The organism is Mycoavidus sp. B2-EB, assembly GCF_014218255.1.
Lineage (GTDB): Bacteria > Pseudomonadota > Gammaproteobacteria > Burkholderiales > Burkholderiaceae > Mycoavidus.
Map to the genome: position 1 here is coordinate 260,860 of NZ_AP021872.1, position 24,231 is coordinate 285,090.

37 protein-coding genes are annotated in these 24,231 nt (G+C 48.2%); 34 read left to right on the forward strand and 3 right to left on the reverse strand.

Annotated elements, in window-relative coordinates; translation table 11 throughout:
* Window positions 1-35: 35 nt before the first annotated feature.
* The 34 genes from recQ (at window position 36) to dsbD (ending at window position 21,735) form a co-directional block, all read left to right on the forward strand.
* Window positions 36-1,901 (forward strand): DNA helicase RecQ, encoded by a 1,866-nt coding sequence (gene recQ, locus MPB2EB_RS01125; protein WP_185182052.1) that lies wholly within the window; start codon window positions 36-38, stop codon window positions 1,899-1,901.
* A gap of 231 nt (window positions 1,902-2,132) precedes the next feature.
* Window positions 2,133-2,510: a 30S ribosomal protein S12 gene (rpsL, locus tag MPB2EB_RS01130; protein ID WP_185182053.1), complete on the forward strand. Its 378-nt coding sequence runs from the start codon at window positions 2,133-2,135 to the stop codon at window positions 2,508-2,510.
* Between the two features lie 175 nt (window positions 2,511-2,685).
* A complete protein-coding gene (gene rpsG / locus MPB2EB_RS01135; RefSeq protein ID WP_185182054.1) occupies window positions 2,686-3,156 on the forward strand; it encodes a 30S ribosomal protein S7 in 471 nt (156 codons plus the stop codon).
* Window positions 3,157-3,247: 91 nt separating this feature from the next.
* Window positions 3,248-5,350 carry an elongation factor G gene (gene fusA / locus MPB2EB_RS01140; protein ID WP_185182055.1) on the forward strand — a complete coding sequence of 701 codons (2,103 nt, stop codon included), beginning with the start codon at window positions 3,248-3,250 and terminating at the stop codon, window positions 5,348-5,350.
* 45 nt (window positions 5,351-5,395) lie between these two features.
* A complete protein-coding gene (gene rpsJ, locus MPB2EB_RS01145; RefSeq protein ID WP_185182056.1) occupies window positions 5,396-5,707 on the forward strand; it encodes a 30S ribosomal protein S10 in 312 nt (103 codons plus the stop codon).
* A gap of 171 nt (window positions 5,708-5,878) precedes the next feature.
* A complete protein-coding gene (rplC, locus tag MPB2EB_RS01150; RefSeq protein WP_185182057.1) occupies window positions 5,879-6,538 on the forward strand; it encodes a 50S ribosomal protein L3 in 660 nt (219 codons plus the stop codon).
* Entirely contained in the window at window positions 6,538-7,158 is a 621-nt protein-coding gene (rplD, locus tag MPB2EB_RS01155; protein WP_185182058.1) for a 50S ribosomal protein L4, read from the forward strand. The genes rplC and rplD overlap by 1 nt, the downstream gene beginning before the upstream one ends.
* Window positions 7,155-7,469, forward strand: coding sequence for a 50S ribosomal protein L23 (gene rplW / locus MPB2EB_RS01160; protein ID WP_185182059.1), 315 nt, complete (start codon window positions 7,155-7,157; stop codon window positions 7,467-7,469). The genes rplD and rplW overlap by 4 nt, the downstream gene beginning before the upstream one ends.
* Window positions 7,470-7,471: 2 nt before the next feature.
* The gene (gene rplB, locus MPB2EB_RS01165) at window positions 7,472-8,299 is read left to right on the forward strand and encodes a 50S ribosomal protein L2 (RefSeq protein WP_185182060.1); all 828 of its coding nucleotides are present in this window, start codon (window positions 7,472-7,474) and stop codon (window positions 8,297-8,299) included.
* Between the two features lie 14 nt (window positions 8,300-8,313).
* Window positions 8,314-8,589 carry a 30S ribosomal protein S19 gene (gene rpsS, locus MPB2EB_RS01170; RefSeq protein WP_185182061.1) on the forward strand — a complete coding sequence of 92 codons (276 nt, stop codon included), beginning with the start codon at window positions 8,314-8,316 and terminating at the stop codon, window positions 8,587-8,589.
* A gap of 11 nt (window positions 8,590-8,600) precedes the next feature.
* Complete coding sequence (gene rplV, locus MPB2EB_RS01175; RefSeq protein ID WP_185182062.1) at window positions 8,601-8,933, forward strand: 50S ribosomal protein L22; 333 nt, start codon at window positions 8,601-8,603, stop codon at window positions 8,931-8,933.
* A gap of 13 nt (window positions 8,934-8,946) precedes the next feature.
* The gene (gene rpsC, locus MPB2EB_RS01180) at window positions 8,947-9,753 is read left to right on the forward strand and encodes a 30S ribosomal protein S3 (RefSeq protein ID WP_185182063.1); all 807 of its coding nucleotides are present in this window, start codon (window positions 8,947-8,949) and stop codon (window positions 9,751-9,753) included.
* A 2-nt stretch (window positions 9,754-9,755) separates the two neighbouring features.
* Window positions 9,756-10,172 (forward strand): 50S ribosomal protein L16, encoded by a 417-nt coding sequence (gene rplP / locus MPB2EB_RS01185; protein WP_185182064.1) that lies wholly within the window; start codon window positions 9,756-9,758, stop codon window positions 10,170-10,172.
* 11 nt (window positions 10,173-10,183) lie between these two features.
* Entirely contained in the window at window positions 10,184-10,378 is a 195-nt protein-coding gene (gene rpmC, locus MPB2EB_RS01190; RefSeq protein WP_185182065.1) for a 50S ribosomal protein L29, read from the forward strand.
* Entirely contained in the window at window positions 10,375-10,644 is a 270-nt protein-coding gene (gene rpsQ / locus MPB2EB_RS01195; protein WP_185182066.1) for a 30S ribosomal protein S17, read from the forward strand. Before rpmC ends, rpsQ begins: the two co-directional genes overlap by 4 nt.
* Before the next feature lie 201 nt (window positions 10,645-10,845).
* The gene (gene rplN, locus MPB2EB_RS01200) at window positions 10,846-11,211 is read left to right on the forward strand and encodes a 50S ribosomal protein L14 (protein ID WP_185182067.1); all 366 of its coding nucleotides are present in this window, start codon (window positions 10,846-10,848) and stop codon (window positions 11,209-11,211) included.
* 12 nt (window positions 11,212-11,223) lie between these two features.
* Entirely contained in the window at window positions 11,224-11,532 is a 309-nt protein-coding gene (gene rplX, locus MPB2EB_RS01205; protein WP_185182068.1) for a 50S ribosomal protein L24, read from the forward strand.
* Between the two features lie 16 nt (window positions 11,533-11,548).
* Window positions 11,549-12,088: a 50S ribosomal protein L5 gene (rplE, locus tag MPB2EB_RS01210; protein WP_185182069.1), complete on the forward strand. Its 540-nt coding sequence runs from the start codon at window positions 11,549-11,551 to the stop codon at window positions 12,086-12,088.
* Window positions 12,089-12,095: 7 nt separating this feature from the next.
* Window positions 12,096-12,401, forward strand: a complete 306-nt coding sequence (gene rpsN, locus MPB2EB_RS01215) for a 30S ribosomal protein S14 (RefSeq protein WP_185182070.1) — start codon at window positions 12,096-12,098, stop codon at window positions 12,399-12,401.
* A gap of 12 nt (window positions 12,402-12,413) precedes the next feature.
* The gene (gene rpsH / locus MPB2EB_RS01220) at window positions 12,414-12,809 is read left to right on the forward strand and encodes a 30S ribosomal protein S8 (RefSeq protein ID WP_185182071.1); all 396 of its coding nucleotides are present in this window, start codon (window positions 12,414-12,416) and stop codon (window positions 12,807-12,809) included.
* A gap of 31 nt (window positions 12,810-12,840) precedes the next feature.
* Window positions 12,841-13,374, forward strand: coding sequence for a 50S ribosomal protein L6 (gene rplF / locus MPB2EB_RS01225; RefSeq protein ID WP_185182072.1), 534 nt, complete (start codon window positions 12,841-12,843; stop codon window positions 13,372-13,374).
* An 11-nt stretch (window positions 13,375-13,385) separates the two neighbouring features.
* The gene (gene rplR / locus MPB2EB_RS01230) at window positions 13,386-13,751 is read left to right on the forward strand and encodes a 50S ribosomal protein L18 (protein WP_185182073.1); all 366 of its coding nucleotides are present in this window, start codon (window positions 13,386-13,388) and stop codon (window positions 13,749-13,751) included.
* Between the two features lie 14 nt (window positions 13,752-13,765).
* Window positions 13,766-14,284: a 30S ribosomal protein S5 gene (gene rpsE / locus MPB2EB_RS01235; protein ID WP_185182074.1), complete on the forward strand. Its 519-nt coding sequence runs from the start codon at window positions 13,766-13,768 to the stop codon at window positions 14,282-14,284.
* Between the two features lie 24 nt (window positions 14,285-14,308).
* A complete protein-coding gene (rpmD, locus tag MPB2EB_RS01240) occupies window positions 14,309-14,491 on the forward strand; it encodes a 50S ribosomal protein L30 (protein WP_185182075.1) in 183 nt (60 codons plus the stop codon).
* A 21-nt stretch (window positions 14,492-14,512) separates the two neighbouring features.
* Window positions 14,513-14,944, forward strand: coding sequence for a 50S ribosomal protein L15 (gene rplO / locus MPB2EB_RS01245; protein ID WP_185182076.1), 432 nt, complete (start codon window positions 14,513-14,515; stop codon window positions 14,942-14,944).
* Between the two features lie 45 nt (window positions 14,945-14,989).
* On the forward strand, window positions 14,990-16,330 hold the full coding sequence (gene secY / locus MPB2EB_RS01250) for a preprotein translocase subunit SecY (protein ID WP_185182077.1): 1,341 nt from the start codon (window positions 14,990-14,992) through the stop codon (window positions 16,328-16,330).
* Window positions 16,331-16,367: 37 nt separating this feature from the next.
* A complete protein-coding gene (gene infA, locus MPB2EB_RS01255; protein WP_185182078.1) occupies window positions 16,368-16,586 on the forward strand; it encodes a translation initiation factor IF-1 in 219 nt (72 codons plus the stop codon).
* 15 nt (window positions 16,587-16,601) lie between these two features.
* The gene (gene rpmJ, locus MPB2EB_RS01260) at window positions 16,602-16,718 is read left to right on the forward strand and encodes a 50S ribosomal protein L36 (RefSeq protein WP_185182079.1); all 117 of its coding nucleotides are present in this window, start codon (window positions 16,602-16,604) and stop codon (window positions 16,716-16,718) included.
* Window positions 16,719-16,730: 12 nt separating this feature from the next.
* Window positions 16,731-17,096, forward strand: a complete 366-nt coding sequence (rpsM, locus tag MPB2EB_RS01265) for a 30S ribosomal protein S13 (RefSeq protein WP_185182080.1) — start codon at window positions 16,731-16,733, stop codon at window positions 17,094-17,096.
* A gap of 28 nt (window positions 17,097-17,124) precedes the next feature.
* Complete coding sequence (gene rpsK, locus MPB2EB_RS01270) at window positions 17,125-17,529, forward strand: 30S ribosomal protein S11 (protein WP_185182081.1); 405 nt, start codon at window positions 17,125-17,127, stop codon at window positions 17,527-17,529.
* 99 nt (window positions 17,530-17,628) lie between these two features.
* On the forward strand, window positions 17,629-18,258 hold the full coding sequence (rpsD, locus tag MPB2EB_RS01275) for a 30S ribosomal protein S4 (RefSeq protein ID WP_185182082.1): 630 nt from the start codon (window positions 17,629-17,631) through the stop codon (window positions 18,256-18,258).
* A gap of 111 nt (window positions 18,259-18,369) precedes the next feature.
* Window positions 18,370-19,347: a DNA-directed RNA polymerase subunit alpha gene (gene rpoA, locus MPB2EB_RS01280; protein ID WP_185182083.1), complete on the forward strand. Its 978-nt coding sequence runs from the start codon at window positions 18,370-18,372 to the stop codon at window positions 19,345-19,347.
* 146 nt (window positions 19,348-19,493) lie between these two features.
* Entirely contained in the window at window positions 19,494-19,907 is a 414-nt protein-coding gene (rplQ, locus tag MPB2EB_RS01285; protein WP_185182084.1) for a 50S ribosomal protein L17, read from the forward strand.
* 97 nt (window positions 19,908-20,004) lie between these two features.
* The gene (gene dsbD, locus MPB2EB_RS01290) at window positions 20,005-21,735 is read left to right on the forward strand and encodes a protein-disulfide reductase DsbD (RefSeq protein WP_185182085.1); all 1,731 of its coding nucleotides are present in this window, start codon (window positions 20,005-20,007) and stop codon (window positions 21,733-21,735) included.
* An 18-nt stretch (window positions 21,736-21,753) separates the two neighbouring features.
* Here the strand turns inward: dsbD and hemB are convergent, their stop codons facing one another.
* From hemB to yihA, 3 genes are all read right to left on the reverse strand, one after another.
* A complete protein-coding gene (gene hemB / locus MPB2EB_RS01295; protein ID WP_185182086.1) occupies window positions 21,754-22,752 on the reverse strand; it encodes a porphobilinogen synthase in 999 nt (332 codons plus the stop codon).
* A gap of 199 nt (window positions 22,753-22,951) precedes the next feature.
* Entirely contained in the window at window positions 22,952-23,293 is a 342-nt protein-coding gene (locus MPB2EB_RS01300) for a hypothetical protein (RefSeq protein WP_185182087.1), read from the reverse strand.
* Window positions 23,294-23,419: 126 nt separating this feature from the next.
* Window positions 23,420-24,058 carry a ribosome biogenesis GTP-binding protein YihA/YsxC gene (yihA, locus tag MPB2EB_RS01305; protein ID WP_185182088.1) on the reverse strand — a complete coding sequence of 213 codons (639 nt, stop codon included), beginning with the start codon at window positions 24,056-24,058 and terminating at the stop codon, window positions 23,420-23,422.
* Between the last annotated feature and the right edge of the window lie 173 nt (window positions 24,059-24,231).

The following is a 24,231-nucleotide window of genomic DNA, read 5'->3' on the forward strand; positions in this document are numbered from 1 at the left end:
GTTTATCGTCTTTTCTCTGCCCCGTGCGGGATGCTATGTCACGTTGCCTTGCTATTCTGAATGAAATTTTCGGCTATTCTACCTTTCGCGCTCAGCAAGGAGAGATTGTTGAGCATATCGCGGCGGGCGGAGATTGTTTGGTTTTAATGCCAACGGGTGGTGGCAAATCTCTATGCTATCAAATCCCATCTCTGGTGCGACGCGAGGCGGGCTTAGGGGTAGGCATTGTCGTTTCGCCGTTGATTGCGCTGATGCAAGATCAGGTGGCGGCGCTGACGGAATGTGGTGTGCGCGCCGCCTATCTGAATTCTGCGCTGTCGGGCAGTGAGGCCGCGGCAACCGAGCGCGCGCTACGCAAAGGTCAAATCGATCTGCTTTATGTTGCGCCAGAAAGGTTGATGATGCCCCGTTTTCTTGATCTGCTCGAGAGTATTCAAGTCGGCCTGTTTGCAATTGACGAAGCGCATTGTGTTTCGCAGTGGGGCCATGATTTTCGTCCTGAATACATCCAGCTTAGCGTTTTACACGAACGCTTTCCAAACGTGCCGCGGGTGGCACTGACTGCCACCGCCGATGAGCTCACGCGTGCCGAGATCATTCATCGCCTAGCGCTAGATAATGCGCGTGTCTTTATCTCGAGTTTTGACCGGCCTAATATTCATTACCGAATTGTCGAAAAGAACAATGCCCGCAGCCAGTTGCTTGACTTTATCCGCGCAGAGCATATGGAGTCAGACCCAAGTAGCAAAAGTAGTAGCAAGCGCTGTGACTCCGGCATTATTTACTGTCTATCCCGGCGTAAGGTCGATGAAACGGCGCAGTGGCTGCAAAGCCAAGGCCTGCGAGCATTGCCTTACCACGCTGGCATGGAAGCCGACATGCGGCGTCGGCATCAGCAAATTTTTCAGCAAGAAGAAGGTGTTGTGATGGTCGCTACGATTGCTTTCGGGATGGGCATTGATAAACCGGATGTCCGCTTTGTGGCCCATCTAGATTTACCAAAGAGTGTCGAAGGGTATTATCAGGAAACCGGCCGGGCTGGGCGTGATGGACTCGCTGCAAATGCATGGATGGCCTATGGTTTAGGCGATGTAGTGCAACAACGTAAAATGATTGAAGAATCTGAAGCGGATGATGCCCATAAGCGGATGGTCACAAGCAAGCTGGATGCCTTGCTAGGGTTATGTGAAACGGCGAGCTGCCGGCGCGTACAATTATTGGCTTACTTTGGCGAAACCAGCCAGCCTTGCGGCAATTGCGATACCTGTCTTGAGGCACCCGCAACTTGGGATGGCACGCGCGAAGCGCAAATGGCGCTGTCTTGTGTTTACCGAGTAGAGCGCATGAGCGGTTTTTATTTTGGCGCGGGCCATCTGATCGACATTTTGCGGGGTAATCTGACTGAACGTGTTAAACAACGTGGGCACGACCAGCTTTCAACTTTCGGCATTGGCGCTACGCTCACAGAAACTCAATGGCGCACCATTTTTCGCCAACTCATCGCTTATGGCTTGTTAACCGTTGACCATAACCTGCACGGCGCACTTACTTTAACCACAGCTAGCCGCGCCGTGCTCAAAGGCGAGCAAAAAGTTACGCTGCGCCGTGAAATCAAGTCAGCCCGCACACTTAATGCTCCGGTTAAACAGCGGGCAAACTTAGTCAAAGAATTATCCGTCTCTGCACGTGAATGTTGGGAAAGGTTGCGTACTTGGCGCAGCAAAACGGCCAAAAGCGAAGGCGTGCCAGCTTACATTATTTTCCACGATAGCACCTTAGCTGAAGTCGCCCAACTTGCTCCTTCGACAATGAGTGAGCTACGCACAGTATCGGGCGTCGGCGCTCTTAAACTGGAACGCTTCGGCACGCAGTTACTGGAAGTCGTTGCGAGTGAAAATTAAATGGGAACTAAAAGGAGTATTCAACGGTGTTGGAACTGATCAGCAATATCGATGCAACGGATTGAGTCTGCCTCGATTGCGCTAGCACATCGATACTGATTTCTACGGAACTTCGCTATATTCTCTATTGACTATACCTAAACTTAGGCTTTATTATACGGGGTTCCGGTTTTGGAGGCCATTTGCCTGCTTTGTTCATTGAGCCCGGATCATTTTTTGCAGGATTAAATAATGCCAACTATTAATCAGCTGGTTCGTAAAGGGCGTGTCTCGGCTCAATTGAAGAGCAAGAGTCCGGCTTTAGAGGACAGCCCACAGCGGCGCGGTGTGTGCACTCGGGTGTACACTACAACGCCTAAGAAACCAAATTCAGCGCTGCGTAAAGTAGCCAAAGTGCGTTTAACTAACGGCTTTGAGGTGATTCCTTATATCGGTGGTGAAGGCCATAATCTGCAAGAGCACTCGGTGGTGCTGATTCGCGGTGGCCGGGTTAAGGATTTGCCTGGTGTGCGCTATCACATTGTGCGTGGTTCACTTGATACGCAAGGCGTGAAAGATCGTAAGCAAGCACGCTCGAAATACGGTGCGAAGCGCGCGAAAAAAGCGTAATTGAAAGCCGCTCCAGCATTGTTGGGGTGGTGAATGGTTTTGAGAGCGGTAGCATCAAATAAGTGGTGACTATCGAGTAAGCGGTCACTCGACGTTATTTAGGAAAAATATTTTTAATTAGCGTAGTTGGTGGCCGAGGGGATTTGTCCCCAGCTGAAACAGTAAAGGAAAAGAGATGCCACGTCGTCGCGAAGTCCCCAAACGGGAAATACTGCCAGATCCTAAATTTGGTAATGTAGAAGTCGCAAAATTCATGAATGTGCTGATGTTATCTGGCAAGAAATCTGTTGCCGAGCGCATTGTCTATGGTGCTTTCAAGCATGTTCAAGACAAAAACGGCAAAGAGCCTTTGGAGTTATTTAACGGTGCGTTGAATAACGTTAAACCAGTGGTTGAGGTTAAAGGGCGTCGCGTAGGCGGTGCAAACTATCAAGTACCCGTTGAGGTGCGGCCAGCACGTCGCGCGGCGCTAGCCATGCGTTGGTTGTGCGAAGCGGCGAAAAAGCGCAGCGAAAAATCTATGGCGTTACGTTTGGCTGCTGAATTACTCGAGGCTTTCGAGGGCCGTGGTGGCGCAATGAAAAAGCGCGATGAAGTGCACCGCATGGCAGAGGCCAATAAAGCATTTTCGCATTTCCGTTTTTAAGTATAGCTAAACCGTTTAACCGCGGTTTAATCTAAATATCAATTCACAAGCTGCATGCTTCTCCAGTGGCTCATTAAGACAGAGGTTTAAAGTGGCTCGCAAGACACCTATCGAGCGCTATCGCAATATTGGCATTAGCGCTCACATTGATGCCGGTAAAACAACGACGACTGAGCGCATTCTGTTTTACACGGGCGTTAACCATAAAATCGGTGAAGTGCACGATGGTGCTGCAACGATGGATTGGATGGAGCAAGAGCAAGAGCGCGGCATCACGATTACATCAGCGGCAACCACGGCCTTCTGGAAGGGCATGGCGGGTAATTACCCCGAGCACCGCATTAATATCATCGATACGCCAGGACACGTCGACTTTACGATTGAAGTTGAGCGTTCAATGCGCGTGTTAGATGGCGCATGCATGGTGTATTGCGCAGTGGGTGGCGTTCAGCCTCAGTCTGAGACGGTGTGGCGGCAAGCCAATAAATATGGCGTGCCGCGACTTGCGTTCGTCAATAAGATGGATCGTACCGGCGCTAATTTCTTTAAAGTGTACGATCAAATGCGTGCGCGTCTGAAAGCGAACCCGATTCCAATCCAGGTGCCGATTGGGGCGGAAGAAAACTTCAAAGGGGTGATTGACCTCGTTAAAATGAAGGCAGTCGTCTGGGATGAGGCGAGTCAGGGTATTAAATTTGAATACCAAGAGATTCCTGCGGAGCTCGCTGACGTTGCTCAGGAGTGGCGCGAAAAGATGGTCGAAGCGGTAGCCGAGTCATCTGAGGCATTGATGGATAAATACCTCAATGGCGAGACGCTAAGCGAAAAAGAAATCATGGATGCGCTGCGCGCGCGCACGATTGCAGGTGAGATTGTCCCAATGTTGTGCGGTACGGCCTTTAAAAATAAGGGCGTGCAGGCGATGTTGGATGCTGTAATTGATTATATGCCATCGCCAGTCGATATTCCGCCAGTTCAGGGTGAACTTGAAAACGGTGGAGTTACTGAGCGTCGTGCTGCGGATGATGAAAAATTCTCCGCGCTGGCCTTTAAGATCATGACGGATCCGTTTGTCGGTCAGTTGATTTTCTTCCGTGTCTATTCTGGGGTGGTAAATTCGGGCGATACGATTTACAACCCGGTAAAAGGCAAGAAAGAGCGCCTTGGCCGTATTTTGCAAATGCATGCAAACCAGCGCGCAGAAATTAAGGAAGTACGTGCTGGCGATATTGCGGCAGCGGTGGGTTTGAAAGAGGCGACCACGGGCGATACATTGTGTGACCCGAACCAGATTATTCTGCTTGAGCGCATGGAATTCCCCGAGCCTGTTATTTCGCAGGCGGTGGAACCTAAGTTTAAGGCTGACCAAGAAAAAATGGGGTTTGCGCTGAACCGTTTGGCGCAGGAAGATCCATCGTTCCGAGTGCAGACCGATGACGAGTATGGGGAAACGATCATCTCGGGCATGGGCGAGTTGCATTTGGAGATTTTGGTTGATCGGATGCTCCGTGAATTTGACGTAGCGACGACCGTTGGTAAGCCACAAGTGGCTTATCGGGAGACGATTCGCGCTACCTGTAACGAAGTTGAGGGTAAGTTTGTTAAACAGTCCGGTGGCCGTGGTCAATACGGTCATGTGGTGCTGAAGCTTGAGCCCCAAGAGCAGGGCAAGGGCTATGAATTTGTCGATGCCATTAAAGGTGGGGTCGTGCCGCGCGAGTATATTCCTGCGGTAGACAAAGGCATTCAAGAAACCCTTAAGGCCGGCGTGTTGGCGGGTTATCCAGTCGTGGATATTAAAGTCACATTGTTTTTTGGTTCTTACCATGATGTGGATTCGAACGAAAATGCCTTCAAGATGGCCGGTTCAATGGCCTTCAAAGAAGGGATGCGACGCGCTAGCCCAGTTCTGCTTGAACCAATGATGGCAGTTGAAGTCGAAACTCCAGAAGAGTTTATGGGTAATGTGATTGGCGATCTGTCGTCGCGCCGTGGGATTGTCCAGGGCATGGAAGATATGGTCGGTGGGGGTAAGCAGGTGCGGGCCGAAGTTCCGCTTGCGGAAATGTTTGCCTATTCCAATTCGCTGCGTTCGCTCACACAAGGCCGTGCAACCTATACGATGGAATTTAAGCACTATGCTGATGCTCCGCGCAATGTTGCGGAAGCTGTGATAAGTGCCAAAGGTAAGTAATTTAATCCGGCGGCGTGAGCTGCCTCGCTCTTTAAAGGAAAGTAAATGTCAAAAAAACAGAAGATCCGTATTCGTCTAAAAGCGGTTGATAGCCGGCTAATTGACGTGGCATCGGCTGAGATTGTGGATACCGCGAAACAAACGGGCGCGATTGTATGTGGGCCAGTACCATTGCCGACTTCGATTGAGAGTTTTGATATTTTGAGTTCGCCTCATGTCAACAAAACTGCGCGCGATCAGTTAGAAATTCGTACCCATCGGCGCCTGATTGACATTATTGATCCGTCTGATAAAACAGTTGATGCTTTAAAGAGGCTTGATCTAGCGGCAGGGGTGAATGTCGAGATTGAAGTGTAGTAAACAAGGCAATCTTTATTGCGGGAAGTAAAAGGTCCGGTTATAATTGAGGGCTTTTCGCGCTTTTGCGTAATATTTAGTTCGCTGTGATGGGTTTATGGCACAGCGAACATCGGTTTAATTATCTAGTGATTTAATCCCGGCCAATCGTAGCTGGGAATGGAGAAAATAATGAGCCTTGGACTTTTGGGTCGCAAGGTTGCAATGACGCGTATCTTTACACCGGAAGGCGTTTCAATTCCGGTTACAGTGGTAAACGTATCAAGCAATCGTGTGACACAGATCAAGACCGTCGCGTCTGACGGTTATGCCGCCGTGCAACTTGCCTTTGGCGCGCGGCGCGCTACTCGCGTGACTAAGCCTTTGCAAGGACATTTTGCGAAAGCAGGTGTCGAAGCAGGTCAGTTCCTTAGAGAATTTCGTGCGGATGAAACTCAAGTCGGCGCTTTGTCTATTGGCAAAGTACTCGGTACTGAGTTATTTGAAGTCGGACAAAAGATTGACGTTTGCGGGCGCTCGATTGGTAAGGGCTATGCAGGTACGATCAAACGTTACAATTTTAGCTCGGGTCGGGCGTCGCACGGTAATTCCCGTTCGCATAATGTGCCGGGTTCAATTGGGATGGCGCAAGATCCAGGGCGCGTCTTTCCGGGTAAGCGCATGACGGGACATATGGGGGACCGCAGGGTCACCACGCAGAATCTAGAGATTGTGCGGATTGATGTGGAGCGTCAATTGTTGTTTGTGAATGGAGCGATTCCAGGCCCTAAAGACGGATTCGTATCGATCACGCCAGCGGTTAAAACGCCGGCCAAAAAAGGAGCAAAATAATGGAAATTAAGCTCCTGAATGAAACGGGGCAGGACGCAACTGGCGTCAATGCATCTGATTCAGTGTTTGGTCGCGCTTACAATGAGGCCTTGATTCATCAGGTCGTCGTAGCGTATCAAGCCAATGCGCGCAGTGGCAATCGGGCGCAAAAAGATCGCGAGCAAGTTAAGCATTCAACTAGAAAGCCGTGGCGCCAAAAAGGCACCGGCCGGGCTCGTGCAGGGATGACTTCAAGTCCGTTATGGCGAGGGGGTGGTCGCATTTTCCCTAATTCGCCAGAAGAAAACTTCTCGCATAAAGTCAATAAAAAGATGTTTCGTGCTGGGTTATGCTCAATTTTTTCTCAGTTGGTCCGTGAAGGTCGGCTCTCGTTAGTCGAAGAGATTACGCTCGAAGCGCCAAAAACAAAATTGCTGGCCCGTAAATTTCAGTCGATGGGTCTTGAGTCAGTGTTGGTGATTACAGATAATGTGGATGAAAATCTTTATCTCGCATCGCGTAATTTGCCTCATGTAGCAATTGTCGAGCCGCGCTATGCTGATCCATTATCACTGATCCATTTCAAGAAAATCTTGGTTACAAAAGCCGGGCTCGCCCAGATTGAGGAGTTGTTGTCATGATCGACGCTCGTAAAAATGACCATCGGTTACTAAAAATCTTGATTGAGCCTTGGGTTTCCGAAAAAGCGACGCAAGTTGCTGACAAGAACAATCAGAACGTGTTTGCCGTGATGCCTGATTCGACTAAGCAAGAAGTTAAGGATGCTGTTGAATTGATGTTTAAGGTTGAAGTGGATTCTGTGCAGATTCTGAATCAAAAGGGCAAGGCTAAACGTTCTGGCCGCATCAGCGGGCGCCGTAAGAATGTGAAGAAAGCCTATGTGTGCTTGAAATCAGGGCATGAAATTAATTTTGAAGCGGAGGCCAGATAATCATGGCACTCGTTAAAGTCAAACCGACTTCCCCGGGTCGCCGGGGAATGATTAAGGTGGTGAGCAAGGATCTGCATAAAGGCAAACCTCATGCGCCACTTTTAGAAAAACAAAGTAATACTGCGGGCCGTAATCATAACGGTCATATCACTACGCGTCATCGCGGTGGTGGCCACAAGCAGCACTATCGGTTAGTGGATTTCCGTCGTAATAAAGATGATGTGCCAGCGAAAGTTGAACACTTGGAATACGACCCGAATCGTAGTGCGCATATTGCGTTATTGTGCTATGCAGATGGTGAGCGCTGTTACATTATTGCGCCGAAAGGTCTGGCGGTAGGTCATCAGCTCGTATCGGGGGCGCAAGCGCCGATTCGCGCAGGCAATACGTTGCCCATTCGTAATATTCCGGTCGGGACGACGATTCATTGTATCGAGCTGCAGCCAGGAAAAGGTGCGCAGATGGCTCGTTCAGCCGGTGCTTCAGCGATGTTGTTGGCGCGTGAAGGTAGCTACGCACAGCTTCGTTTGCGCTCTGGCGAGATTCGCCGTGTGCATATCGAGTGCCGTGCGACAGTCGGTGAGGTGGGCAATGAAGAACATGGTCTGCGTAAAATTGGTAAGGCAGGTGCAGCCCGTTGGCTAGGCATTCGTCCGACCGTGCGTGGTGTGGCAATGAACCCGGTAGATCACCCGCATGGTGGGGGCGAGGGCAAAACTGCTGCTGGCCGTCATCCAGTGAGTCCAACAGGTGTCCCAACTAAGGGTTATCGGACTCGTCGCAATAAGCGCACGACCAAAATGATCGTGCAGCGTCGCAATAAACGTTAAGAGAGTGTAGATAAATGGCACGTTCTATCAAAAAAGGCCCGTATTGTGAGGCCTATGTGCGGCGAAAAGTTCAGGCGGCTATCGCTACGCGCGACCGCAAACCGATCAAAATTTGGTCACGCCGGTCGACAATTCTGCCAGAGGCTATTGGCTTCACTTTTGCGGTGCATAACGGCCGCCAACATGTCCCGATTTATATTTCGGAAAACATGGTCGGCCATAAGTTCGGTGAATTTGTCTTGACTCGCACATTCAAAGGTCATGCAGCCGATAAAAAGGCTAAGAGATAAGGGGCAAGCAAATGGTAGCCAAAGCAATTCACCGTGGCGCCCGGATTTCGGCGCAAAAAACTCGCCTGGTTGCGGATCAGATTCGTGGCCTAGCAGTTAGCAGAGCATTGGATTTATTGACTTTTTCGCCGCGGCAAAAACCTGCGGGGATTATTAAAAAAGTCGTTCAATCCGCAATCGCGAACGCAGAGCATAATGATGGCGCGGATATTGACGAACTTAGGGTGGTTAGTATTTGCGTCGATAAAGGGACTTCGTTAAAACGTATTATTGCGCGCGCCAAAGGCCGTAGTAATCCGCTCGAAAAGCAATCCTGTCACATCACCGTGACGGTTGGAAATTAAAGGGCCACACACGATGGGACAAAAAATACATCCGACCGGCTTTCGGCTGGCCGTACGTCGCAATTGGGTTTCGCGTTGGTACGCGAATAATTCTCAATTTGCAAATATGTTGAAAGAAGACATTAGTGTTCGCGAGTATTTGAAGAAAAAACTCAAGAATGCGTCTGTCGGCAAAGTGATCATTGAGCGGCCTGCGAAAAACGCGCGGATTACCATTCATAGCTCGCGTCCAGGTATTGTGATCGGTAAAAAGGGTGAGGATATTGAGCTCTTGAAAGCCGAATTGCAACGCCGCATGGGAGTGCCGGTGCATGTCAATATCGAAGAAATTCGCAAGCCAGAAATTGATGCGCAGCTCATTGCGGATTCGATCTCGCAACAGCTTGAGCGCCGGATTATGTTCCGCCGCGCGATGAAGCGCGCAATGCAAAATGCGATGCGTCTTGGTGCGCAAGGCATCAAAATCATGAGCTCGGGCCGGCTTAACGGAATTGAAATTGCGCGTAGAGAGTGGTATCGCGAGGGCCGTGTGCCATTGCATACATTGCGCGCCGATATTGATTACGCAACCTCTGAAGCGCAAACGACTTACGGCATTATTGGCATTAAGGTATGGGTTTATAAGGGCGACATATTAGGTCGTCACGAAGCGCCGGCAGTTGAGGAAGCGCCTGAGGAAAAACGCGTACGTCGTGCGCGTCCTGGAGGCGAGCGTCGTGGTCGCAATGAGGGGGGCGGCGATAAGCCGGGCTCGCGTTGGGGACGTTCACGGCGTGCGGGAGCCGCCAAACCTGATGGCGATGCTAAGACTGGAGAATAGACATGCTGCAACCAAAACGCAGAAAATACCGTAAAGAGCAAAAGGGTCGCAATACTGGTGTTGCGACGCGCGGTAATGCCGTATCGTTTGGTGAGTTTGGCTTAAAAGCGATTGGCCGTGGCCGTTTGACCGCTCGTCAAATTGAGTCTGCGCGCCGCGCGATGACACGTCATATTAAACGTGGTGGCCGAATTTGGATTCGTATTTTCCCAGATAAACCTATTTCTCAAAAACCAGCCGAAGTTCGGATGGGGAATGGTAAAGGGAATCCAGAATATTATGTAGCTGAAATTCAGCCAGGCAAAATGCTGTATGAGATGGATGGCGTAGATGAAGTGTTGGCGCGTGCTGCATTTCGTCTAGCAGCGGCAAAATTGCCTATGAAAACAGCATTTGTCGCGCGTCAGATTGGCGCTTGATGGAGAGATGAATGAAAGCCTCAGAATTGAGAGTAAAAGACCGGACTGACTTGCATAAAGAATTGACTGAGTTACTAAAAGCGTCTTTTAGTGTGCGCTTACAGTTAGCGACCCAGCAATTAAGCAACAGCAGTTTATTAAAGAAAATGCGGCGTGATATTGCACGTGTGCGTACCATATTGACCGAAAAGGCAAGCCAAAAATGAACGATGTTAAAACTTCGCTCAAGCGAACTCTGATCGGCAGGGTAATTAGCAATAAAATGGATAAAACCGTGACCGTGCGCATCGAACGCCGCGTCAAGCATCCGCTTTATGGTAAATTTGTTGTGCGTTCGAAGAAATATCATGCGCATGATGCGGCTAATACTTACAACGAAGGCGATCTGGTTGAAATTCAAGAGACCCGTCCGCTTTCAAAGACAAAAGCTTGGGTAGTATCACGCTTAATGGAGGCAGTGCGGGTTATTTAAGTGAATAAAGCTAAAAATAGCGATGAATAGATTGCAATTTTTAGATTTTTTGCTATAATTCTCCGTTCTTCTTTTTAACGGACATTTTGTCCTTATTCTTAACCCAAGTGGCCTAGGGTCGGCGGGACCAAAACTGACCGGAAGGCGTTAAAGTTTTTGCTAACGAATAGCGTAACCGGATTAAGTTGGGAAAGAGAAATTATGATTCAGAACGAAACTCGGCTTCAAAGCGCGGATAACACAGGCGCGCGGGAAGTTTTGTGCATTAAGGTGCTGGGCGGTTCAAAGCGTCGTTATGCAAATATTGGTGACATCATTAAAGTGACGGTCAAAGAAGCAATGCCACGTGGGCGCGTGAAAAAAGGCGAGATCTTTAACGCCGTGGTCGTGCGTACTGCAAAAGGTATGCGTCGTCCGGATGGTTCGTTGATTAAATTTGATGGCAATGCTGTGGTATTGCTCAACAATAAAAATGAGCCAATTGGTACTCGCATTTTTGGGCCGGTTACGCGTGAATTGCGTGAGCGTTTCATGAAGATTGTTTCACTCGCTCCAGAAGTGCTGTAAGGGGTACGCAAAATGAAGAAGATTCGCACAGGTGATGAAGTAATTGCCATCACTGGTAAAGATAAAGGCAAGCGTGGCGTGGTGCTTGTGGTTGCGGGCGAGAAGATCACGGTTGAAGGTTTGAATTTGGTAACTAAGCACGTTAAGCCTAATCCAATGAAAGGAACGGCTGGCGGCATGGAAAGCAAAACAATGCCTATCCACAGATCAAATCTGGCTTTGCTTGACGCGAATGGAAAACCATCGCGGGTTAGTATCAAGGTTGAGAATGGCGAGAAAGTTCGCGTTCTGAAAACGACCGGTGCGGTACTTAGCGCTTGACGGAGTGATTAAATAAATGGCTCGTTTGCAGGAATTTTATAAGCAGGAAGCGGTTCCCGAATTAATCAAACAATTCGGTTACAAGTCTGTGATGGAAGTGCCTCGTTTCACTAAGATCACCTTGAATATGGGTGTAGGTGAAGCGGTGGCTGATAAAAAAGTGATCGAACACGCGGTTGGCGATTTGACTAAAATTGCTGGCCAGAAACCGGTTATTACTTTGGCGCGTAAGGCAATTGCCGGCTTCAAGATTCGCGAAGGTTATCCAGTGGGTGTGATGGTTACGTTGCGTGGCCGCATGATGTTCGAGTTTTTAGATCGTTTAGTGAATCTAGCGTTACCTCGTGTACGAGATTTTCGCGGCGTATCGGGTCGTGCGTTTGACGGTCGTGGCAATTACAACCTCGGAGTCAAGGAGCAAATTATGTTTCCTGAAATTGAATACGACAAAGTAGATGCATTGCGTGGGTTAAATATTAGTATTAACACCACTGCAAAAACCGATGAAGAAGCAAAAGCGTTGCTTGCTTGCTTTAAATTTCCGTTCAAAAACTGAGGTTTCCGTGGCTAAGTTATCGTTAATTGAACGCGAGAAAAAACGTGCGCATCTAGCGCAAAAATACGCTCCTAAGCGGGCGGCTTTAAAAGCGATCATCGATGATTCAAAAAGATCAGATGAAGATCGTTATGAAGCGCGCTTGCAGTTGCAGCAATTGCCGCGTAATGCGAATCCAACTCGTAAGCGTAATCGTTGCGCCTTGACTGGTCGCCCGCGTGGCACTTTTAGGAAATTTGGTCTTGCCCGTGGCAAGATTCGTGAAATTGCCTTTCGTGGCGAAATTCCAGGTCTGATAAAAGCGAGCTGGTGAGGAGTAATCTAAATGAGCATGAGTGATCCTATCGCCGATATGCTGACTCGCGTTCGCAATGCGCAGATGGTCAACAAATTATCTGTTGCGATGCCGTCTTCTAAAATCAAAGTTGCGATTGCGCAGGTATTGCGGGACGAAGGTTATATTGAAGATTTTTCAGTTAAATCGGAAGGCGCTAAAGCAGAGCTAAATCTTGGGCTGAAGTATTATGCTGGTCGCCCTGTGATTGAGCGTATAGAGCGTGTTTCGCGTCCAGGTTGTCCTGTATATAAAGGGCGGCATGATATTCCCAAAGTCATGAATGGCCTTGGCGTAGCGATTGTTTCCACCCCTAAAGGTGTGATGACGGATCGTAAAGCGCGTGCGGCTGGAGTCGGCGGCGAAGTTCTTTGTTACGTCGCATAATTTTTGAGACCGCCGCTAAGGAGAAACAAGGATGTCTCGAGTAGGTAAGAGTCCCGTTGAATTGCCAGCGGGCGTAGATTTGTCGCTAGATAGTGGCATGCTCACGGTCAAAGGGCCTTTGGGTTCAATGTCAGTAGCTGAGAATAAGTTGGTTAAAGTTCATCAGGCTAATGGCGTGGTAACTTTTGAGCCGGCTGATGACAGCCGTGAAGCGAATGCTATGTCGGGTACGATGCGTGCACTTGTGGCCAATATGGTGCAGGGCGTGTCACGGGGATTTGAGCGTAAGCTCACCTTGGTCGGCGTTGGTTACCGTGCGCAAGCTCAAGGCGATAAATTGAATTTGTCAGTAGGTTATTCGCATCCGGTTGTGCACCAAATGCCAGCAGGCATTACAGTAGAAACGCCAGTTCAGACTGAGATTCTGATTAAAGGAATCGATAAACAAAAAGTCGGGCAAGTTGCTGCAGAGGTGCGTGCTTATCGTCCACCTGAGCCTTATAAAGGTAAAGGCGTGCGTTATGTCGATGAGGTTGTGATCCTCAAAGAAACCAAGAAAAAATAAGGTTGCTCGTTATGGATAAAAAACAATCTCGTCTCCGCCGTGCCTGTCAGACGCGGAGCAAAATCGCTGAATTAAAAGTTCATCGGCTAGCTGTGCATCGTACTAATACGCATATTTATGCGCAAGTATTTTCACCGTGCGGCGCCAAGATATTAGCGAGTGCGTCGACGATTGAAGCAGAAGTGCGTCAGCAACTTGCAGATAAAAGCGGGAAAGGCGCGAATATTGCTGCAGCTACCATTATTGGACAGCGGATTGCGCAAAAAGCGAAGGTGGCTGGTATTGAAACCGTTGCCTTTGATCGTTCAGGTTTTCGCTACCACGGCCGTGTTAAAGCGCTTGCGGAAGCGGCGCGCGAAGCTGGCCTCAAGTTTTAAGGAAAAAATTCGTCATGGCAAAAATGCAAGCGAAAGCTCAGCTTGAAGAACGAGACGATGGCCTTCGCGAAAAGATGGTCTCCGTCAAACGTGTCACTAAAGTCGTTAAAGGCGGTCGTATTTTAGGCTTTGCTGTTCTAACAGTGGTTGGCGATGGCGATGGGCGCATTGGCATGGGCAAGGGCAAGGCAAAAGAAGTGCCGGTCGCGGTCCAAAAAGCCATGGAGCAAGCTCGTCGCAACATGTTTAAAGTTCAGTTGCATAATGGAACGTTGCAGCATGAAGTGCCTGGGAAACATGGCGCCACGACCATTTTGATGGCCCCTGCTAAAGAAGGTACGGGAATTAAAAGTGGTGGTCCAATGCGCGCAGTGTTTCATGTGATTGGCGTGCGTAATGTAATGGCTAAAATTTACGGCTCAACCAATTCGTACAACGTTGTGCGAGCAGCGCTCGATGGTTTGCGTAAGCAGTCTACGCCGGCGGATATTGCTGCCAAGCGTGGTAAGACGGTTGAGCAAATTTTGAATTAAAAGACCTGCAGAGATCGTACCAAAATGTCAAATCAAACTGTCAAAATTCAGCTTATCAAGAGCCTGATCGGTACACGTGAGTCACACCGTGCGACGATTCGGGGGTTAGGTCTGAAGCGTGTTAACTCAATTAGTGAGTTACAAGATACCCCCGCGGTACGCGGCATGATTAACAAGGTATCTTACCTTGTTAAAGTCGTGAATTAAGCGAAGGTCCAAGGAGTTCTAATGGAATTGAATCAACTTAAACCTGCTGCTGGCGCCAAGCACGCGAAGCGGCGTGTGGGCCGCGGCATGGGTTCTGGCATAGGCAAAACGGCCGGCCGGGGTCATAAAGGGCAGAAATCACGTGCTGGCGGTTTTCATAAAGTTGGCTTTGAAGGTGGACAAATGCCATTGCAGCGGCGGTTGCCAAAGCGTGGTTTTAAGTCGCTGACAAAGAAGCTGTGCGGTCAAATTACGCTTTCTGATTTGCAAAAGCTGCCGGTCGATGAAATTGATTTATTGGTCTTGAAGCAAGCAGGCTTGATCGGTGAGTTGGTGTCTCGGGTTAAGGTCATCGCGTCAGGTGAATTGACGCGTAAAGTGGCTTTAGAGGGAATCGCGGCAACCGTCGGCGCACGGCGCGCGATAGAAGCAGCGCATGGTTCGGTGGTCTAAATAGACAGCAATTAATGAATCAATTAGTAGCATCGGAGAAGTTTTTTGGCTAAGCGCCCAAATCTTGCGAAAAACGGTAAACCAACGGCGAAATATGGCGACTTATTTAAGCGCGCCCTATTTTTGCTGTTAGCATTGGTAGTTTATCGGATTGGCGCGCATATCCCTGTGCCTGGCATAGATCCTGATCAGTTGGCTAAGCTTTTTCAGAGCCAACAAGGCGGGATTCTGGGCATGTTTAATATGTTCTCAGGCGGTGCTTTGTCGCGCTTTACCATATTTGCGCTGGGGATTATGCCGTATATTTCGGCTTCGATTATCATGCAGTTGCTGACGATTATCTCGCCACAACTCGAAGCGCTTAAAAAAGAAGGGCAAGCTGGTCAACGTAAAATTACTCAGTACACACGGTATTTTACGGTGTTCCTCGCTACATTTCAGGCCTTTAGCATCGCGCTTGCGCTAGAAAGCCAAGTCGGCCTTGTGCTTGATCCAAGCTTTATGTTCCGCCTGACTACGGTAGTGACGTTGGTCACGGGTACGATGTTCTTGATGTGGCTGGGCGAGCAAATTACCGAGCGGGGTTTGGGTAATGGAATTTCAATTATCATTTTCGCTGGGATTGCTGCTGGTCTACCGAATGCAATTGGTGGCCTCTTTGAATTAGTCCGCACGAACGCGATGAGCATTATTTCGGCTTTGATCGTGATTGCGCTGATTGCTGCGGTAACGTATTTCGTAGTATTTGTTGAGCGAGGCCAGCGCAAAATTTTGGTCAATTACGCTAAACGCCAAGTTGGGAATAAGCTTTATGGCGGACAAGCTTCACACTTGCCTCTCAAGTTGAATATGGCTGGCGTGATTCCACCGATTTTTGCGTCGTCGATCATTTTATTTCCAGCAACTATTGCAGGTTGGTTTAGTTCTGGTGCGGATTCAACGCTGCGTTGGCTACACGATGTGGCTGCTATGTTAGCGCCAGGACAGCCGGTTTATGTGACGCTTTATGCATTGGCGATTGTTTTCTTTTGCTTCTTTTATACTGCGTTAGTATTTAATAGTAAAGAAACGGCGGATAACTTAAAGAAAAGCGGTGCTTTTGTGCCAGGTATTCGACCAGGTGATCAAACCGCGCGTTATATTGATAAAATTCTGACGCGTCTGACATTGGCTGGTGCTGTTTATATTGTATTCGTGTGCTTACTACCTGAGTTTTTAGTATTGCGCTGGAATGTGCCGTTTTATTTTGGCGGAACGTCATTACTCATTATTGTTGTGGTGACAATGGATTTTATGGAGCAAGTTCGATCGTATTTGATGTCGCAACAATACGAGTCTTTGCTTCGTAAAGCCAATTTTAAGGGCGGCAGTCTCCCGATCCGTTAAAATAAGGATCTAAAAGAGATTTCTGAGTTAGGGGTTTATGGCGAAAGATGATGTAATTCAAATGCAAGGGGAAGTGCTTGAAAACCTTCCTAATGCTACTTTCCGGGTCAAATTGGAAAATGGTCCTATCGTATTGGGACATATTTCTGGCAAAATGCGGATGCATTATATTCGGATTTTGCCAGGTGACAAAGTGACGGTGGAATTAACCCCTTATGATTTGTCTCGTGCGCGGATTATATTCCGGGCGAAATGATTAAAAAGGTCTTATATGAAAGTCATGGCATCAGTTAAATGTATTTGTCGTAATTGTAAAATTGTCAGACGCAAAGGCGTTGTGCGTGTGATTTGCAGCTCCGATCAGCGCCACAAGCAACGTCAAGGTTGATAAGGAATAACAATGGCTCGTATTGCTGGGGTAAATATCCCGAATCATCAGCATATCGTAATTGGACTGACCGCTATCTACGGCATTGGCCGTACACGTGCACTGACGATTTGTCAGGAGTCTGGCGTACCAATTACAAAAAAAGTTAAAGATCTTGACGATGAAGATCTTGAGAAATTGCGTGAGCAAGTCGGTAGATTTAAAGTTGAAGGTGATTTGCGCCGTGAAGTGTCAATGAGCATTAAGCTTTTGACGGACATTGGTTGCTACCGTGGAGTGCGGCATCGCAAGGGATTGCCCGTCAGAGGCCAGCGGACTCGGACAAATGCGCGTACTCGCAAAGGTCCAAGGCGCGCTGCGGCTTCTCTCAAGAAATAAGCTTAGATAGTTAAGTACAGGACAGGAAATGGCTAAGGCTTCAAATAACGCTGCGACACAACGTGCTCGCAAAAAAGTTAAAAGAAATATTACAGAAGGCGTGGTGCATGTTCATGCATCATTCAATAACACGATTATCGTCTTCACTGATCGTCAAGGTAATGCTTTTGTTTGGGCAACCGCAGGTGGTCAGGGGTTTAAAGGTTCGCGTAAATCGACCCCATATGCGGCTCAGATTGCGGCTGAATCAGCCGGCCGGACAGCACTTGAATATGGCTTGAAAACGGTCGAAGTTAGAATTAAAGGTCCAGGTCCTGGGCGGGAATCAGCCGTGCGAGCGTTACATGGTCTTGGCATTAAAGTCACTGAAATTTCTGATGTGACGCCGATTCCACATAATGGTTGCCGTCCACCAAAGCGCCGTCGGATTTAAAAATCGAAGTTTTTGTTCATCGCCATAAGCCCACCGTCTAGCCATTAGGCAAGACTAACGCGAATTCAATTCGTGTGATCTATTTAAAAGGAATGAAAAGTGGCACGCTATATAGGCCCTAAAGCTAAATTATCTCGCCGGGAAGGGACTGACCTTTTCCTAAAAAGTACACGCCGCGCACTTGCAGATAAATGCAAGCTCGACAGCAAGCCCGGTCAACATGGTCGTGCTTCTTCTGGCAATAACCGTGCGTCCGATTACGGTAATCAATTGCGTGAAAAGCAAAAAGTCAAACGTGTTTACGGGGTGCTTGAGCGTCAATTCCGCCGTTATTTCACTGAGGCAGACCGTCGTAAAGGTAATACGGGCGAATTGCTTTTACAATTACTTGAATCTAGACTGGACAACGTTGTTTACCGGATGGGCTATGGTTCAACTCGTGCCGAAGCACGACAGTTGGTAAGCCATTGCGCAATTACGGTGAATGGACAGGTTGCTAACATTCCGTCTTTGCAGGTGAAAGCGGGTGATCTCATCGCGGTACGTGAAAAAGCAAAACAGCAAACTCGCATTCAAGAGGCGGTAGGATTAGCTGGGCAAATTGGCTTTCCAGCCTGGGTTACAGTCGACGCGAATAAATTAGAAGGAACTTTCAAGCAAGCGCCGGAGCGTAGTGAGATTGCAGGCGATATTAATGAAAGTTTGATTGTTGAATTGTATTCACGGTAATTGAATCAAAGCCGTTGCGCTTTGATGATGGAGCGCCGCGGCTGAGTTTTTCAGGTTATCACCTGTCAGCCCTACAGACATAATGAGCTGCGGGCATTAAAAGGAAAACCTATGCAGAACAATCTGTTGAAGCCCAGGATAATTGCAGTTGAGATGGTGGGCGGCAACCATGCAAAAGTGGTCATGGAACCTTTTGAGCGTGGCTATGGCCATACTTTAGGCAATGCGCTAAGGCGCGTGTTGTTGTCCTCAATGACTGGCTATGCACCAACTGAGGTTGCGATTGGCGGGGTCGTGCACGAATATTCGACTATGGATGGCGTGCAAGAAGATGTAATCAATTTGTTGTTGAATTTAAAAGGGATTGTCTTTCTCTTGCATAACCGCGATGAAGTCACCGTTTCATTGCGTAAAGAAGGCGAAGGCATCGTCACCGCTGCCGATATTGAGCTGCCACATGACTGCGAGGTGATTAATCCAGAATATGTGATCGCGCACCTCTCCAAAGGGGGCAAGCTTGACCTTCAGATTAAGGTTGAGAAAGGCCGCGGCTATGTACCTGGCAACGTTCGCCATTATGGTGAAGAAGCGACCCGATCGGTCGGTCGGATTGTGTTAGACGCTTCATTTTCTCCAGTTAGGCGAGTGAGCTATACAGTGGAGAGCGCGCGCGTTGAGCAGCGTACTGATCTCGATAAATTAGTCATGAACATCGAGACAAATGGCGCGCTATCACCGGAAGAGGCCATTCGTCAGGCGGCAGGGATTTTAGTTGATCAGTTATCGGTATTCGCTGCACTAGAAGGTTCTGAAGTCAGTGCCGAGCTTCCTTCACGAGCACCGCAAATTGACCCGATTCTGCTGCGTTCAGTGGAAGATCTGGAGTTGACCGTACGCTCCTTGAATTGTTTGAAAGCTGAAAATATTTACTATATCGGCGATCTGATTCAGCGTACTGAGAATGAGTTACTGAAAACACCGAACCTCGGTAAAAAATCACTCAACGAGATCAAAGAGGTGCTTGCCACACGTGGCTTGGCGCTAGGTATGAAACTTGAAACTTGGCCACCCGTCAATCTTGATAGATAAACACCCTCACGCCGTAAAGAATTTCAGTCTTTGCGGCGTGTTTTTAATGAGTTCTGATGGTGGGATTTAAACTTTAACTACCGGCCTGTTATCTGCTTAGATATCAAAAAGAGCTGGAATAAAACTTTTTACTTAAGGATGTCAATATGCGTCATCGTCATGGTTTACGCAAACTGAACCGTACCAGCAGCCATCGCTTGGCGATGCTGAAAAATATGTCTGTCTCGTTGATTGAGCATGAAATTATTAAAACCACTTTGCCTAAAGCAAAAGCATTGCGTAAAGTGGTCGAACCATTGCTCACAACCGGTAAAACGCCAACCCTTGCCAATCATCGTTTGGCATTTAATCGTCTGCGTGATCGCGCTGCGGTGATTAAATTATTTGAGGTGTTGGGTCCTCGTTATGCTAATCGACCCGGCGGTTATTTGCGCATTCTCAAATGCGGTTTTCGGAAGGGCGATAATGCGCCTATGGCGTTTGTTGAATTGGTTGATCGCCCGCTCAACAATGCGTTGCAGGCAACTGACGTGGTAGAAGAGCAGGAATCCAGCATCTAAAGAGAAGCGCTTAAAAGCGTCATACATAGCAAGATAAAGACCAGGCCAAGTGCCTGGTTTTCTATTTGTGGTGCACTAAAGCATGAAAAGATTTGTTATGTTGAGTGATTCTATCCAGCGTTTGCAGTTGATCAGGAAGATCATCTTTCTGATGTGGGCGCTGTTTTCTAGTGCACTGGTATCAGCCAATGGCGCTTTTCTTGATGCCAAAGCAGCTTTTCAAATGAGCGTGCTAGAACGACCTGGTGGCATTGAATTGCATTTCTCGATTGCGCATGGCTATTCCATGTATCGTGAGCATTTTGAGTTTAGCGTTGGGCGCGGGGGGGCCACGCTAGGCGCGCCGGTGTTGCCGCCGGGCCAAATTAAATTCGATAGCACGCTGCAAAAAAATATTGAAACCTACCGGAGCAAAGTCGTCATTTACCTTCCTGTGACGCATGCCGAAGGCCCTTTTGAGCTTGCGGTTCGCACACAGGGCTGTGCAGACCAGGGACTCTGTTATCCACCGATGATGCATTTTATATTCATCAAAGGCGTTGCATTACAGAGGATAAAAGCAGAAGCTCATCCGAAAGTAGCCAATGCAGGGCTACGTACGCTTGGAGAGCGTTTAAGTATGCGCTACCTCTCCGATTCTCTGGCTCATCTTTACAGCTCTCAATATGCAGAAGCGGTGTTTGACGGGCATGATTTCATCACCACGTTGATTATTTTCTTTGGATTGGGGGGCGCATTGAGCCTATTTCCGTGCTCCTTGCCGATGATTCCTATTCTATCGGCACTGATTGTGGGTGAAGGAACGCAGCTTACGCGCTTGCGCAGTTTGATGCTATCGGTAACCTATGTGTTTGGGATGGCGCTCGTTTATACGGCTTTGGGTATGCTAGCCGCTTTGGCCGGCTATAGTCTCGGCCCAGATCTACAAAACCCGTGGGTGCGTGGTGTTTTTGCACTATTATTATTTGCCTTTGCTCTTTCCTTATTCGGTTATTACGAATTGCAACTACCACAGCTTTGGCAGAATCGCATCAATAATGTGTTATTAGGGCGTAAATTAAAAGGCGGTAAATGGCTTGCTGTATTTACGATGGGTGCTTTATCAGCACTGATTATTGGTGCGTGCATGACGGCGCCGCTATTTGGTGTACTGACGTTTATTGCTCATACAGGTAATCTAATATTAGGGGGTAGCGCACTTTTTTTAATGGCGCTGGGTATGGGGGTGCCATTGCTGCTGGTTGGTATTGGCGCGGGGAATATATTGCCTCGTGCCGGCGCTTGGATGAACGGGATTAAGCGGGTGTTTGGATTATTACTCGTCGCCGTTGCGGTCTGGCTAGTTTTTCCATTGTTAACATCAGCGTTGAGTTGGCAAAATATAGGCATAACGTGGCGTGCAACTCGCATGCCAACTGCTGGCCAATCCGCAACCGTAGCACTCAGCCACCCGCTACAGCCTGGGTCAGCAGACTTTACATTGATTCAATCAGATAGCGAACTCCAGCATAAAATTAAAGCGAATGGGCGGCCAAGTATGCTCGAATTTTATGCTGACTGGTGCGCCAGTTGCCGTGAAATGGAAGAAAATACTTTAACTGATAGCCGGGTGCAGGCACAACTAAAGCGCTTTAATGTGTTACGCGTTGATGTGACGGAGAATAACCGCGAGCACCGCGCATTGCTTAAGCAGTTTGGTTTATACGGACCTCCTGCAATCCTATTTTTTGATGCAAGCGGGCATGAAATCAATGCATTACGGATGATTGGATATCAATCACCCGGCCTTTTTTTGGAAAAAATCGAACCCATTTATCTGGTTCAGTAAAGCGCTAGAAGCTTATTTTTAGCCAATGGAGCGCAGACACCTTGCCGCATCTAAGGCAAAATAAGTCAATACGCCATCCGCTCCGGCCCGTTTAAAAGCTAATAACGACTCCAGCATGACCTGATCATGCTGGAGCCAACCGTTTTGAGCGGCTGCTTTAAGCATCGCATACTCACCGCTTACCTGGTAAGCATAAGTTGGGAATCGAAACTCATCTTTTACGAGCCGCACAATATCGAGGTAAGGCATACCGGGCTTAACCATCACCATATCAGCGCCTTCTGCGATATCCATCGCGACCTCACGCAATGCTTCATCACTATTGGCTGGATCCATTTGATAAGTCATTTTGTTGCTTTGACCAAGCTGAACCGCTGATCCTACAGCTTCCCGGAACGGGCCATAAAAGGCGGAAGCATATTTGGCGGCATAAGCCATAATTTTTGTGTGGTGGTATCCATTGCTCTCAAGCATGCTGCGAATGGCGCCAATTCGGCCGTCCATCATATCCGACGGCGCAATGATGTCGGCGCCAGCTTCAGCGTGCGCAGCGGCTTGTTTGACTAAAATTTCAACGGTTTCATCGTTGAGAATAGCACCTGTTTCATCGATCGTGCCATCCTGCCCATGGCTTGTGTAAGTATCGAGTGCAACATCGGTCATCACGCCTAATTCTGGAAAACGGTGTTTTAGCTCGCGCACGGCTCGTGGAATCAAGCCATCAGCCCGCGTTGCAGCTAGGCCATCGGGCGTTTTCAGAGACGGCTCAATCATTGGAAAAAGCGCCAGCACGGGTATGCGCAACTCGACGCATTGCTGCGCAACCGGTAGCAATAAATCAAGCGATAGCCGTTCAACCCCTGGCATTGACGATACCGGTTGCCGCACTTGATGACCTTCAATAATAAAAACCGGATAAATCAGATCATTAGTGGTTAGTACATGTTCACGTAATAAGCGGCGAGAAAATTCGTTAGCGCGCATCCGGCGTGAGCGATAAATAGGGTAAGTACTCATAAGATAAATTGGAGGATAAACTCTGAACTTTTTCAGAGAGTTAGTATATGATCAGAATCGAGCTATGTATTTTAGTGCATAAGCTCCCCGCTTCTCCTCCCTGAGCGGGGGCCTGCTGTGTAAAAGCCAGGCTTTTCACCGCCGCTTTGACGGCGGATTTTTTTTCCCATTTATGATTCATAGATTCGCAGCAACCCGCTTAACCCGCTAGTTTCATTGCAAAGAAATTGGATATGCCAATGATTAACCCCATCTGGGCAATGGCCAGGCCAATCATCCATTTAACAATAGAGAGTTTGTGAGCGGCCATTTCTTGTCGGACTGAAAAAGTTGAGCGTTCAATTTTAAAATCGACCTCTTTGCGCAGAATGCCTATATCTTTACGCACATCGCCAATTGCATGGTTCAAATCTTCTTTAGTCGCCAATCCTTGCAAGTTAGAGACTAAAGCTTCTGACAAAACTTCGGCCTGAGCGCTAGGAACGCCTGCTGCTTGCATGCGTTTAACAAATTTAAAAGTATCAAATAAAGCCTTGGTCATTGCAAATCTCTGAAGTGTGTTCGAATCTGGGGCACTTATCATTTCACTCTCCCACTAAATATCCTTATTAGGTTAACTATAAACCAAGTTGGATAAATTGTGTGAGCGATTTGCAAAATTATTTCTTTATGGATGGGCGTTGGGCTTTAGCCATGCTTCAATCGCGCGGTGCGCATCTTCAAGGCCGGTCCGCTTTGACGCGGAGAAGAGCTGTACGGTGCATGGATTGGGCGCGTCTAATGTCACTGCATATTGAGCGAGTTTTTGTTGCACGGTGCGTAGCGTGTTCAGGCTGGCTTGCCGGGTCAACTTATCCGCCTTAGTGAGTAGCACATGAATTGGCTTGCCAGTTGAGGCAAACCATTCGATCATCTGGCAATCAAGTTCGGTGCATGGGCGGCGCGAATCCATCAATAAAATTAAACCGCATAACTGAGTACGAGTTTGGAGGTAGCCGCCTAACAATTGCTCCCAATGCACCTGTACGCTAAACGGGACTTCAGCGTAGCCGTAGCCAGGTAAATCGATCAAATGGCCAGTAGGTTGTTGGATTGGGCCGACCGAAAAATAATTAATATGTTGTGTGCGTCCTGGTGTTTTGCTTGCAAAAGCAAGGCGCTTTTGATTACAAAGTACGTTAATCGCAGTTGATTTGCCCGCATTAGAACGACCCGCAAAAGCGACCTCAGGTAATGGCGAAGCTGGCAAATCGCGTAAATGATTGACCGTAGTCAGAAAGCGCGCCTGGTGCAGCAAAAAGGACATAAACGTATCTCGAAAGCAATCGCAAAGTATGACCACCACTGTCGCATAGCCGGTTTAATTAAACCAGCATAACGCATTGCGGCCGTCCATGAACCTTGTGAAAAAGCACTATTGTATAATACAAAAATTAAGTAAAAAGGCTGTTGGATAGTCTTTGGAAGACAACCACAAGA